This is a genomic window from Amycolatopsis cihanbeyliensis (genome assembly GCF_006715045.1).
In the GTDB taxonomy this organism is placed as follows: Bacteria; Actinomycetota; Actinomycetes; order Mycobacteriales; family Pseudonocardiaceae; genus Amycolatopsis; species Amycolatopsis cihanbeyliensis.
Map to the genome: position 1 here is coordinate 3,024,377 of NZ_VFML01000001.1, position 12,220 is coordinate 3,036,596.

The 12,220-nt window shown below is 71.5% G+C and carries 12 protein-coding genes; 7 read left to right on the forward strand and 5 right to left on the reverse strand.

Features of this window, described 5'->3' with window-relative positions; all coding sequences use genetic code 11:
• The first annotated feature begins 85 nt into the window (after positions 1-85).
• Together FB471_RS13420 and FB471_RS13425 are read left to right on the forward strand one after the other, a co-directional pair.
• Complete coding sequence (locus tag FB471_RS13420) at positions 86-307, forward strand: PspC domain-containing protein (protein ID WP_141998330.1); 222 nt, start codon at positions 86-88, stop codon at positions 305-307.
• Between the two features lie 50 nt (positions 308-357).
• The gene (locus tag FB471_RS13425; RefSeq protein WP_246076391.1) at positions 358-1,074 is read left to right on the forward strand and encodes a Clp protease N-terminal domain-containing protein; all 717 of its coding nucleotides are present in this window, start codon (positions 358-360) and stop codon (positions 1,072-1,074) included.
• A gap of 78 nt (positions 1,075-1,152) precedes the next feature.
• On the opposite strand, the gene groL is transcribed toward FB471_RS13425, so the two are convergent.
• From groL to FB471_RS13450, 5 genes are all read right to left on the reverse strand, one after another.
• A complete protein-coding gene (gene groL, locus FB471_RS13430; RefSeq protein WP_141998332.1) occupies positions 1,153-2,787 on the reverse strand; it encodes a chaperonin GroEL in 1,635 nt (544 codons plus the stop codon).
• Between the two features lie 262 nt (positions 2,788-3,049).
• Positions 3,050-4,510, reverse strand: a complete 1,461-nt coding sequence (locus tag FB471_RS13435) for a serine/threonine-protein kinase (RefSeq protein ID WP_211358024.1) — start codon at positions 4,508-4,510, stop codon at positions 3,050-3,052.
• A 65-nt stretch (positions 4,511-4,575) separates the two neighbouring features.
• Positions 4,576-4,779, reverse strand: a complete 204-nt coding sequence (locus FB471_RS13440) for a cold-shock protein (protein ID WP_141998334.1) — start codon at positions 4,777-4,779, stop codon at positions 4,576-4,578.
• 160 nt (positions 4,780-4,939) lie between these two features.
• Positions 4,940-5,554, reverse strand: coding sequence for an AIM24 family protein (locus tag FB471_RS13445; protein WP_141998336.1), 615 nt, complete (start codon positions 5,552-5,554; stop codon positions 4,940-4,942).
• Positions 5,555-5,564: 10 nt separating this feature from the next.
• The gene (locus tag FB471_RS13450; protein ID WP_141998338.1) at positions 5,565-6,245 is read right to left on the reverse strand and encodes a TIGR00266 family protein; all 681 of its coding nucleotides are present in this window, start codon (positions 6,243-6,245) and stop codon (positions 5,565-5,567) included.
• A 95-nt stretch (positions 6,246-6,340) separates the two neighbouring features.
• Between FB471_RS13450 and moeA the strand changes: the two genes are divergently transcribed.
• The 5 genes from moeA (at position 6,341) to FB471_RS13475 (ending at position 12,150) form a co-directional block, all read left to right on the forward strand.
• A complete protein-coding gene (gene moeA, locus FB471_RS13455) occupies positions 6,341-7,570 on the forward strand; it encodes a molybdopterin molybdotransferase MoeA (RefSeq protein WP_211358025.1) in 1,230 nt (409 codons plus the stop codon).
• Between the two features lie 51 nt (positions 7,571-7,621).
• Positions 7,622-7,891, forward strand: coding sequence for a GlsB/YeaQ/YmgE family stress response membrane protein (locus FB471_RS13460; protein WP_141998342.1), 270 nt, complete (start codon positions 7,622-7,624; stop codon positions 7,889-7,891).
• Positions 7,892-8,157: 266 nt separating this feature from the next.
• Positions 8,158-8,886 (forward strand): phosphatidylserine decarboxylase, encoded by a 729-nt coding sequence (locus FB471_RS13465; RefSeq protein ID WP_141998344.1) that lies wholly within the window; start codon positions 8,158-8,160, stop codon positions 8,884-8,886.
• A 4-nt stretch (positions 8,887-8,890) separates the two neighbouring features.
• Positions 8,891-9,877, forward strand: a complete 987-nt coding sequence (gene pssA, locus FB471_RS13470; RefSeq protein WP_141998346.1) for a CDP-diacylglycerol--serine O-phosphatidyltransferase — start codon at positions 8,891-8,893, stop codon at positions 9,875-9,877.
• 29 nt (positions 9,878-9,906) lie between these two features.
• Positions 9,907-12,150, forward strand: coding sequence for an AAA family ATPase (locus FB471_RS13475; protein ID WP_141998348.1), 2,244 nt, complete (start codon positions 9,907-9,909; stop codon positions 12,148-12,150).
• Positions 12,151-12,220: the final 70 nt, after the last annotated feature.

Here is a 12,220-nt window from a genome sequence, read left to right on the forward strand (position 1 = left end):
TCAGGGTTGGCTCGGGTCGAGTTCCGGGGTCGGTTAAGGGAACTGCCCCGATGTGCGCGCGACCCCGGCCGGCAACCATGGAGTCATGACGAACAGCGTGTACTCGCCGGAAACCGGGACCAAAAAGCTGCGGCGCAGCTCGACCGACAAGATGATCGCGGGCGTCTGCGGGGGCTGGGCCCGGCTGCTCGGCGTCGACGCGGCCATCCTGCGGATCCTGCTGGTGGCGGCCACCATCTTCGGCGTCGGCACCCCGGTGCTGATCTACGCGGCCTGCTGGATCCTGATGCCGGAGGACAAGGCCTGAACGTCAACCGGAAGTTGACGACATAGTGTGCGTCAACCTACTGTTGACGCATGACCGAACCCATGCGGATGACCAGCCCTGTCCGGCTGGACGACCTGATCGACGCCATCAAGAAGGTGCACACCGACGTTCTCGACCAGCTCTCCGACGCGGTACTCGCCGCCGATCATCTCGGCGAGATCGCCGACCACCTGATCGGCCACTTCGTGGACCAGGCCCGGCGCACGGGCGTGTCCTGGACCGAGATCGGCAAGAGCATGGGGGTGAGCAAGCAGGCGGCGCAGAAACGCTTCGTCCCGAAGGACGAGCCGTCCACCCTGGACCCCGAGGAGGGGTTCAGCCGGTTCACCGCGCGGGCACGGAACGCGGTGCTGGCGGCGCACAACGCGGCCCACGCGGCGGGTAACGGCGAGGTTCGGCCCGAGCATCTGGCACTGGGGCTGCTGAGCGAGCCGGAGGGGCTCGCCGCCAAGGCGATCGTGGCCCAGGGGGTGCCGCTGGCGGCCGTCGAAACCGCCGCGAGGGCCGCGCTCCCCGAGCGCGCAAGCGAGGTGCCCGACCTCGTCCCGTACGGCTCACCGGCCAAGAAGGCGCTGGAACTCACCTTCCGCGAGGCGTTGCGGCTGGGGCACAACTACATCGGGACCGAGCACATGCTGCTCGCGCTGCTGGAGTTCGAGGACGGCGCGGGTGTGCTCAGCGGGCTGGGCATCGGCAAGGACGCCACCGAGGAACACGTCCTCGCCATGCTGCCCGGCGGGCAGTGAGCCCAAAACGAAGGCCCGGGGGCGCCGTAGCACCTCCGGGCCTTCGTCGAGCAGTAGCCGGACTTCCGGGTTACGAGATCAGAAGTCCATGCCGCCCATGCCGCCGGTGGGGTCGCCACCGCCGGCGCCGGCCTTCTCCTTCTCCGGCTTGTCCGCGATCACGGCTTCGGTGGTCAGGAACAGCGCGGCGATGGAGGCGGCGTTCTGCAGCGCGGAACGGGTGACCTTGGTCGGGTCCGGCACGCCGGCGGCGAGCAGGTCCTCGTACTCACCCGTGGCGGCGTTCAGGCCGTGACCCTGCGGCAGGGTCTTGACCTTCTCCACCACGACGCCGCCCTCGAGGCCGGCGTTCACCGCGATCTGCTTGAGCGGGGCCTCCACCGCGACCTTCACGATGCTGGCACCGGTCGCCTCGTCGCCCTCGAGCTTGAGGCCGGCGAACGCGGCCTCGGCGGCCTGCAGCAGGGCCACGCCACCACCGGCGACGATGCCCTCCTCGACGGCGGCCTTGGCGTTGCGCACCGCGTCCTCGATGCGGTGCTTGCGCTCCTTGAGCTCCACCTCGGTGGCGGCACCGGCACGGATGACGGCGACGCCGCCCGCCAGCTTCGCCAGGCGCTCCTGCAGCTTCTCCCGGTCGTAGTCGGAGTCGCTGTTCTCGATCTCGGCGCGGATCTGGTTGACCCGGCCCTGGATCTGGTCCGCGTCGCCGGAACCCTCGACGATGGTGGTCTCGTCCTTGGTGATGACGGCCTTGCGGGCCTTGCCCAGCAGGGACAGGTCGGCGTTCTCCAGCTTGAGGCCGACGTCCTCGGTGATGACCTGGCCACCGGTCAGGATCGCGATGTCCTGCAGGATGGCCTTGCGGCGGTCACCGAAGCCCGGCGCCTTGACGGCAACGGACTTGAAGGTGCCCTGGATCTTGTTGACGATGAGGGTGGCCAGCGCCTGGCCCTCGACGTCCTCGGCAATGATCAGCAGCGGCTTGCCGGACTGGATGACCTTCTCCAGCAGCGGCACGACGTCCTTGACGTTGGAGATCTTGGAGCCGTAGAGCAGGATGTAGGGGTCCTCCAGCTCCGCCTCCTGACGCTCCGCGTCGGTGACGAAGTAGCCGGAGATGTAGCCCTTGTCGAAGCGCATACCCTCGGTCAGCTCGAGCTCGAGGCCGAAGGTGTTGGACTCCTCGACGGTGACGACGCCTTCCTTGCCGACCTTGTCCAGCGCCTCGGCGATCAGGTCACCGATGGTGCGGTCGGCGGCCGAGATCGAGGCGGTGGCAGCGATCTGCTCCTTGGTCTCGACCTCCTTCGCCATCTTGTGCAGCTGCTCGGTCACGGCCTCGACGGCCTGCTCGATGCCCCGCTTGAGGGCGATCGGGTCGGCGCCGGCGGCTACGTTGCGCAGCCCTTCCTTGACCAGGGACTGAGCCAGCACGGTGGCGGTGGTGGTGCCGTCACCCGCGACGTCGTCGGTCTTCTTGGCAACTTCCTTGACGAGCTCGGCCCCGATCTTCTCCCACGGGTCCTCGAGCTCGATCTCCTTGGCGATGGAGACACCGTCATTGGTGATGGTCGGCGCGCCCCACTTCTTCTCGAGCACGACGTTGCGGCCCCTCGGGCCGAGCGTCACCTTGACGGCTTCGGCGAGGGTGTTCAGGCCGCGCTCAAGACCGCGGCGGGCGTCCTCGTCGAACGCGATCAATTTGGCCATTGCGGTGTGGTCCTCCGGTATTGGGCGCTACGAACGGCCCGCTCGTCACTGCGAGCGAACCGAGGTAACAGGACACGTCCTCGGCCAGGCTCGGTGCCCGCGACGGACGACCGGCTCGTGTACCCGAACCCGGCCTCACCGTCCCGACCTTCAGGCGGGCGGCCGGTCGGCCACCCGTCTGGCACTCGACGGCGCCGAGTGCCAAGTTCGGTTTTAGCACTCTCCGGGTGAGAGTGCAAGAAAGCCCCGCCGAGTACCCGGCTCAGTTGGTGGGGACCACCGGAATGGACTCCGGCGGCTCGTTGCCCACCGACGAGCTGGGCGGGGTGCTCGGCTGCGAGCCGCCAGGACCCACCGGGATGTCCGGTGCCGACCGAGTGGTCTCCTGGGGTGGGTTCTGCCCGCCCTCGTTGCCCTCGCCACCAAGGGCGAGCACCAGGATCAGCACGCCCCCGCCGACCACCACGACCGCGGCCAGCACCCAGACGATCCACATCTTGCCGCCGCCCTTGCCCTGCTGGAACCGCGGGCCGCCGGGCGGTCCCTGCGGCGGGTAGCCGGGCGGCGGTCCCTGCGGAGGCGGCCCCTGCGGAGGCATGCCCTGCGGCGGGGTACCCATCCCGGGCGGCGGGCCGTACGGCGGTTGCCCCGGCGCCTGCCCCGGCGGCTGGCCGGGGGGTGGCGCCCCGTAGCCGGGCGGTGGTCCCGGTGGTGGCGGCGGTCCCTGCGGCTGCCTGCCCTGCTGTGGCTGTCCTTGTTGCCCGTACGGCTGCATCGGCGGCCCCTCTCCTTGCGGGACGGGTCGCTGCTGCCCGCCCACCTGACCGATCCCGGCCGCACCGACCGGCGCCCGCGCGGCCCGATTCCCCCCGGACGACCCGCCGGAGGACCATGCCCCGCGCGCCGTCGTGATCAGCTCCACGCAGCCGCTGTACCGCTCCGGCGGATTCTTCGCCATTCCCTTCCGCAGGATCTCATCGACCGGGGCCGGTAACCCGAGCAGGCGGGCGAGGGAAGGCGGTTCCCCGCTGAGATGTCCTTTGATCACCGCGGACACGTCGCCCTGGTACGGCGGCCTTCCGGTGAGGCAGGCATACAGCATGCAGGCCAGCGCGTACTGGTCGGTCCGGCCGTCCAGCGGCTCCCCGCGCAGATGCTCGGGGGCGGCGTAGGTCGGCGAGCCGAGGAAGTCGCCACCCCGCGTGCGATGCCCGGTGGCGCCCCTGCGGGTGAGCCCGAAGTCGGCGACGTAGACGTGCTCGCGGGCGGACTCCCGGCTGGTCACCAGTACGTTGGCCGGCTTGACGTCCAGGTGCACCAGGCCGTGCGCATGCAGCGTGTCCAGCGCGTCGGCGACCTGCTCGAGCAGGCTGAACGCGCGCTCCGGCGCCATCGGGCCGTTCCCGATCAGGCTGGCCAGGTCCGAGCCGTCCACCAGGCGCATGGCGATGTAGAGCATCCCGTCCAGCTCGCCGAAGTCGTAGAGCGGGACGATGTTGGCGTGGTCGATCGCCGAGGTGTTCCTGGCCTCGTCGACGAACCGCTCGCGGAACTCCGCGTCCGCACCGAGATGCTCGCCGATCACCTTCAACGCCACCTTGCGACCGAGCCGCACGTCGGTGGCCTTGTACATCACACTCATGCCGCCCTTGCCGAGCACACCGTCAATGCGGTAATTGCCCAGCCGGCGACCGGTGAGGTCCCCCGACACATCGCCTGTCACGCAGCGCAGCCTAACGTCCGGTGATTCGGCGACGCCGAGGGTCGGGTGCTAGCAGGAACCGGCTCTCAGAGCTTGCGGACGTCCGCCGCCTGGCTGCGGCCGTCGCGGCCGGCCTGCACCTCGAACTCGACCCGGTCGCCCTCGTCGAGGGTGCGAAATCCGTCGGCCCGGATGGCGGAGTAGTGTACGAACACATCGGGGCCTTCGGGCGATTCGATGAACCCGTAGCCTTTCTCCGCGTTGAACCACTTGACCGTGCCTACAGCCACGGCTTCCTCCTTGGGATACAGCCGAAAACGACGGCGACCGCTGCCGCCGGTGAAACTCCGGTCACGCTACCGGATTACCCGCGACGGGCAATGCCCAATTTGGCCGGAATCTCCGGCCGGAATCGTGCCCAAGGCTCAGGGGCGCATAAGACTCAATGGCTCACCTCGAACGCGTACGCGCCTGCACCAGAACCGTGCCGGGGCCCGCGAAGTCCAGCATCAGCCCCTCGCCGGTACGGACCGACTGCGGCCCGGAAGGATCCACCGCGCGCAACCGGCACTGCACGGCATCCGGGTACGCCAACAGGAAACGCGGGCTGACCGTGATCACCTCGCCGGACTCCAGGGTGAACGCGTCCACCGGCCCGGCGCAGGCGAGCACCAGTGACCCGCTGCCGCTGTAGTGCTCGAGAAATCCGGAGTCCCCGCCGAACAGGGCGCGCAACGCGGGCCACTGGGCATCGGCCCGGACGCTCGCGGGCCGGGCCAGCACCATGCCCCGCGCGACCGACCAGCCGGCGCGGCCGTTGAACTCCAGTGGATAGACATCCCCGGCATGGCTGGGCGCGAGGTCGATCCAGCCGCCCTCGGCGGGTGCCGTGAACACGGCGGTCGTCCGGCCGCCCCCGCGCACGTTGACCCGGCCCTGCCGGGCCTCCTTGATGCCGAAGCTGCACGCCAGCATCGCCTCGGCGTCGGCCTGCACGGCCTCGCCGGGCGACAGCGTGACCCTGGCGACACCGAAGCTCGGCGTATGCCTGGTGTGGACCTGCACGGTACGGCCCTCACCGCCGGGACGGGATCTGCGGGACGATCCACGCGATCAGCGCGGCGGGGTTACGGGTCTGGGTCAGCACCTGCCCCGGCCCCGCGAAGTCGAACACCAGCCCCTCCCCGCTCTTCATCGACTGGATCATGCCCTCGGACACCTTGCGCACCTGGTACTGGGTGCTGTCCGCGAAGGCCACCACATGGCCGGTGTCGATGGTGACCATCTCGCCCTGCTGCAGCGTGACCGTCTCCAGCGCGCCGTAGCAGGCGACCAGCAGTTGGCCCTGCCCGGTGGCATGGGTGAGGAAGCCGCCCTCCCCGCCGAACAGGTTCTTGAAGCCACCCCACCTGGTCTCGGTCTGCACCCCGTGCGCGGAGGCCAGCCAGCAACCCCTGGTGACGCACCAGCCCACCCGGCCGTCCATGTTGATCACCTGGACATCACCGGGAAGGTTCGCCGCGACATCCACCCAGCCGCCGTTCTGCGGCGCGGTGAAGGTAGAGATGAAGAACGACTCGCCGGCCAGGAAGGCTCTGCTCAGCCCCTTCATCACGCCGCCCTGCGACTGCGACTGGACATGCACGCCGTAGCTGGTGGCCAGCATGGCACCCGACTCGACCTGGGCGGGCTCACCCGGCGCGAGCAGCAACCGCGCCACGGCGAAGGATGGCTGGTGACGGATTTGAACCTGCATGTCCACTACTCCATAGCTCTCGGCCGCTGTCGGATCCGGGCGCTTCGCCGCGCTGACGCGGGGAGAGTCTTGCATGCCCGGCGCCGCGAGGGAGGATGGTTCTCGTGATCTCTGTCGAAGACCACCGCGCCACGGTCACCGAGCTGCTCGGCACCCGCCCGACCACCGAGCTGGCACTGGCCGACTGCGCCGGCCTGGTCCTGGCCGCCGACGTGCAGGCCGACGTCGCACTGCCCCCGTTCGACAACTCCGCGATGGACGGTTACGCCATTCGCTCGGTGGACGTGGTCGAGGCCGACGAGCAGCGGCCGGTCGAGCTTCCGGTGGCCGAGGACATCCCGGCCGGGCGCACGGACATCCCCGCGCTGCTGCCCGGCACCGCACACCGGATCATGACCGGGGCGCCGATCCCGCCCGGCGCGGACAGCGTGGTGCCGGTCGAGCGCACCAGCGGAGGCACGGACCGGGTCAGCATCTTCGCCGCCGCCGCTCCCGGGGCACACCTGCGCCGTACCGGGGAGGACGTGTCGGTCGGCACCCTCGCGCTGCCCGCGGGCAGCGTGCTCGGGCCGGCGCGGCTGGGACTGGCCGCCGCCATCGGGCTGGACCGGCTGCCGGTGCACGCCCCGCCGCGGGTGCTGGTCGTCTCCACCGGCACCGAGCTGGTGCTCCCGCCGGAACCGCTGCGGCACGGCCAGATCTACGAGTCCAACAGCATCATGCTGCACGCCGCGCTGCGCGAGCTGGGTTGCCAGGTGCGGACGGTGCGCAGCGTCGCCGACGATGTGCCCACCTTCCTCGGCGCGGTCGAACCGCTGCTCGCCGAGGCCGACCTGGTCGTCACCTCCGGCGGGGTCAGCGCCGGGGCGTACGAGGTGGTCAAGGACGCACTGGCCGAGGTCGGGGTGACCTTCGCCAGGGTGGGCATGCAACCCGGCGGCCCGCAGGGCTGCGGCCGGTGGAACGGGGTGCCGGTGGTGACCCTGCCCGGCAACCCGGTGAGCGTGCTGGTCTCCTTCGAGGCCTTCCTGCGGCCCGCGCTGCGCACCGCGCTCGGGCACACCGAGGTCGACCGGACGCGGGTACGGGCCCGGCTGACCGAGGGGCTGCGGTCGCCGGACGGCAAGCGGCAGTTCCGCCGCGGCCACTACACGCCCCCCGACTACGGTGGCGGCGCGGCGCAGGTCACCGGGGTGGTCGGCCCGCGCGGCGGTCCCGGCTCGCACCTGCTCGCCGCCTTCGCGCAGGCGAACTGCCTGATCGTGCTCCCCGAGCCGGTGACCGAGGCGGCCGAGGGTTCCGAGGTGGATGTCCTGCTGCTGTGACGACGAGCCGACGACCGGCCGGCACCGCGCCCGCGAGGTAGCCTCGACGGCGTGGGTTTCATCGCATGGATCATTTTCGGCGCGCTGGCCGGATGGGCCGCCAACCTGGTCATCGGCGGGCGGGAACGGCGTGGGCAGGGATGCATCGTCAGCGTGCTGGTCGGGGTGGTCGGCGCCGCGCTCGGCGGCCTGATCTACCGGCTGGCGACCGGTGAGGAGAAGACCTTCGAGTTCGACTTCGCCAGCTTCGGGGTCGCCGTGCTGGGCGCGGTCGTGCTGCTCGGCGTGCTACGGCTGGTGCGTGGCGCCGCCCGCCGGTAACGCCGCCGCGCCCTGCGTGACGTTTTGTAACAGTTTCTTGACAAATGGTTATTTTTCCTGGTCGACACGCTACTATCGCGGCCTCCCCCGGCAACTCGAGGGCGGGTGGCGTGCGGCGTCGGGGGCTGGACGCCACCCGCCCCCTCCGGCTTCCGTCGCTGGCGTAGCGTTGCCCGCGAATCTTGCCCTACAAACAACCTTGCCCTACGAACAAACCTCGCCCCACAAACAACCTCGCCCTACGAACAACGGGGAACTCCCAGCAGATGAGCTCCGCCCGGCCACCGGCACGTCATCCGTTCGCGCACATCGTGCACCTCGCGCGTGAGTCCGTTCCGCCGATGCACCCGGCCGGGAGGCCGTTCGTGTTCGGTGGCCTGGCCGCGACCCTGCTGCTGCGCAAGGTCTCCCCGAGGCTGGGCCGGGTCGCCGCCGCGGGCACCGCCGCGACCGCCCTGTTCTTCCGCGAACCACGCCGGGTGCCGCCACCGCGAACCGGCCTCGTGCTGTCCGCCGCGGACGGGACCGTGGCCCGCGTCGAGGAGGCCTCGCCCCCGCCCGAGCTCGGCCTGCCCGCCGGGCCGCGCACCAGGGTCAGCGTGTTCCTCTCGGTCTTCGATGTGCACGTCCAGCGGGTGCCGGTCGCCGGCCTGGTCGAGCGGATCGCCTACCGGCCGGGCAAGTTCCTCTCCGCCGACCTGGACAAGGCCAGCGAGGACAACGAGCGCAACTCGATGCTGCTGCGCACCGCCGGGGGACACGACGTGGTCACCGTGCAGATCGCCGGGCTGGTGGCCAGGCGCATCGTCTGCCAGGTCGCCGAGGGCGAGCAGGTCACCGCCGGCCGGACCTACGGCCTGATCCGGTTCGGCTCGCGCGTCGAGGTGTATCTGCCACCGGGGTCCAGGGTCCTGGTCGCCGAGGGGCAGCGGACCATCGGCGGCGAGACCGCGCTGGCCGAACTCCCCACCCCGGCCCGGTCCACGGAGGGCTGATCCGATGTCCCGGACCACCCCCGGCGTCCGGTTGCTGCCGAACGCGATCACGGTGTTGGCGCTGTGTGCCGGCCTTTCCGCCGTGCAGTTCGCGCTCACCGGCGACTACCTGCTCTCCATCGGCGCGATCGGCGTGGCCGCCGTACTGGACAGCCTGGACGGCCGGATCGCGCGGTTGCTGGACGCCACCAGCCGGATGGGCGCCGAGCTGGACTCGCTTTCCGACTCCATCTCGTTCGGCGTCGCGCCCGCGCTGGTGCTCTACATCTGGCACTTCGGCGGGGACCGGGTCGGCTGGATCGCCGCGCTGATCTTCGCCGTATGCATGATCCTGCGCCTGGCCAGGTTCAACACCCTGCTGGACGACACCGAGCAGTTGCCGTTCTCGAGCGAGTTCTTCGTGGGCGTGCCCGCGCCCGCGGGCGGCCTGCTGGTGCTGCTGCCGCTGGTGCTGAACGAGGAGTTCGGCGACGGCTGGTGGTCCAGCGAGGTGGTGGTGTGGTTCTGGACCGTGGGCATCGCCGGGTTGCTGATCAGCCGGATCCCGACCCTGTCGCTGAAGACGGTGAAGGCGCCCGCGAAGGCGGTGGCGCCGCTGCTGGTGGGCGTCGGCCTGCTGGCGGCGGCGGTGATCCAGTACCCGCTGATCGCGCTGGCCGCCTCGCTCGTGCTGTACCTGGCACACATCCCGTACTCCATCCGCCGGTACCGCTGGCTGGCCAAGCACCCGGAGGCGTGGGACGTGCCCGCGAGGGAACGCAGGGCCATCCGGCGCGCGGGCAGCTCCCGGATGCGCAGGCTCGGTCTGCGCAGGCCGCTCCGGCGCCGGGTCGCCGGTGCGGCACTGCGGGCGGTGCGGCTGCCCCGGCACGAGGAAGCGCAGCCGACCGGCACCCGTGGCCCGGAACCGGTGGGGCGCGCCGAGGACCGGGCCCACCGGCGCCGGAGCTGGCGGCGCATCGGCCTGCGCCAGCGCAACGACCGCCACTGACCCGCACCGCGGACGGCTAGGGTGGTTGCGTGACCAGCTCAGCCCAGATCACGTTGACCGTCCGGATCTCTCCCTCGGCGCTGGACAGCAGGCGAGGGATCGTGCGACTGCATCCGGAGGTGCTCGACGCGCTCGGGCTGCATGCCTGGGACGCGGTGCACCTGACCGGGGCCCGTGTCAGCGCCGCGCTCGCCGCCCCGGCGAGCGTGCAGGGCGCCCCTGGCGTGGTGCTCGCGGACGACGTCACCATGTCCAACCTCGGCGTGACCGAGGGAGCCGAGGTCGTGCTGCGCCCCGCGGAGGTGACGGCGGCCCGCTCGGTGGTCGTCGCGGGCTCGCGGCTGGCAAGGACCTCGCTGCCACCGAACACGCTGCGGCTGGCCCTGATCGGCAAGGTGCTCACCGTCGGCGACGCGGTCTCGCTGCTGCCGCAGGATCTCGCCCCGCCGCCCGGGGCTGACGTGTCCGCCGCACGCAGCAAGCTCTCCGGCGCGATCGGTATGACCTGGACCAACGAGCTGCTCACCGTGACCGCCACCGAACCGGAGGGCCCGGTCGCGGTCGGACCGTCCACCGTGGTGCGCTGGCGGGACGAGCAGGCCGCCACCGGGCAGGACACCGCCGCCACGCCCGCGCCACCGCGGACCGGCCGGGACGAGGTCCTGGAAGCCGAGGTGGTCGAGGAGGAACCGGACGAGGTCCCGCCACCGCCGGTGGCCGACCTCGCCGGTGCCGAGCAGGCGGCCCGCAGGCTCACCGAATGGCTCGACCTCGCCTTCCACCGGCCGGAGCTGCTGGCGAGGCTCGGCGCCGGGACGCACCTCGGGGTACTGCTTTCCGGGCCGGAGGGGGCCGGCAAGGCGACCCTGGTCCGTGCGGTCGCGCACACCGAGCAGGTCAGGGTGGTGACCCTGGCGGCGCCGAACGTGGCCGTGCTGCGGCCGGACGCCGCCGCCGAGCGGGTCAGGGAGGCCGTCGAGCGGGCAGCGGGCGACGGACCCGCCGTGCTGCTGCTGACCGATATCGACGCGCTGCTGCCCGCGCACCAGCCACCGCCGGTGGCCACCGTGATCCTGGAGCACCTGCGGGCGGCACTGGCCAAGCCGGGATGCGCCGTGGTGGCGACCACCGCGCATCCCGAGTCCGCCGATCCCCGGCTGCGCGGTGCCGACCTGCTCGACCGCGAGCTGATGCTCTCGTTGCCCGACACCAGGACACGCACCGAATTGCTGCGGATCGTGCTGCGCGAGGCCCCGGTCGAGCACGGCGTCGACTTCGGCGCGATCGCCGAGCGAACCCCCGGTTTCGTCGCGGCCGACCTGATCGCGCTACGCCGGGACGCCGCGCTGCGGGCCGCGCTGCGCCAGCGGGACGTGGTGGAGCCGCAGATCAGCGAGCAGGACCTGCTGGACGCGCTCGCCACGGTGCGGCCGATCTCGATGTCCACTTCGGACACGCTGGCGACCGGCGGGCTCTCGCTCGACGATGTGGGCGACATGACCGAGGTCAAGCAGTCGCTCACCGAGACGGTGCTGTGGCCGCTGCGCTACCCGGACTCCTTCGCCAGGCTGGGCGTCGCCCCGCCCCGCGGGGTGCTGCTGTACGGCCCGCCCGGCGGCGGGAAAACCTTCCTGATGCGCGCGCTGGCCGGGACCGGCGCGCTGAACGTGTTCGCGGTCAAAGGCGCCGAGTTGATGGACAAATGGGTCGGCGAGTCCGAGCGGTCGGTCCGCGAGCTGTTCCGCAGGGCCGCCGAGGCCGCGCCCGCGCTGGTCTTCCTCGACGAGATCGACGCGCTGGCGCCACGCCGCGGGCAGTCCGGGGACTCCGGGGTGTCCGACCGGGTGGTGGCCGCGTTGCTCACCGAGCTGGACGGGGTGGAGCCGATGCGGGACGTGGTCGTGGTCGGCGCCACCAACCGGCCGGAGCTGGTCGACCCCGCGCTGCTCCGCCCCGGCAGGCTGGAACGGCAGGTGTACGTGCCGCCGCCGGACGCCGAGGCACGGGCGGACATCCTGCGGGCGAACGCGCGGAACACCCCACTGGCCGGGGACGTGGACCTCGACGCGCTCGCCGGGACACTGGCGGGTTACTCGGCCGCCGACTGCGCCGCGCTGATCAGGGAGGCCGCGCTCACCGCGATGCGCGCGTCACTGGAAGCCAGCGAGGTCACCGCGGGGCACCTGGCGACCGCGCGGGAGGCCGTACGGCCCTCCCTGGACGAGGCTCAGCTCGCGGCGCTGGAGGCCTACGCCGGCACCCGGGGGGCGTGAGGCGCCCGCTCAGTGCCTGTCCGAGCACGCGTTCGCCGCTCACCACGGTTCCGAGCCGTTCTCCGGCGCC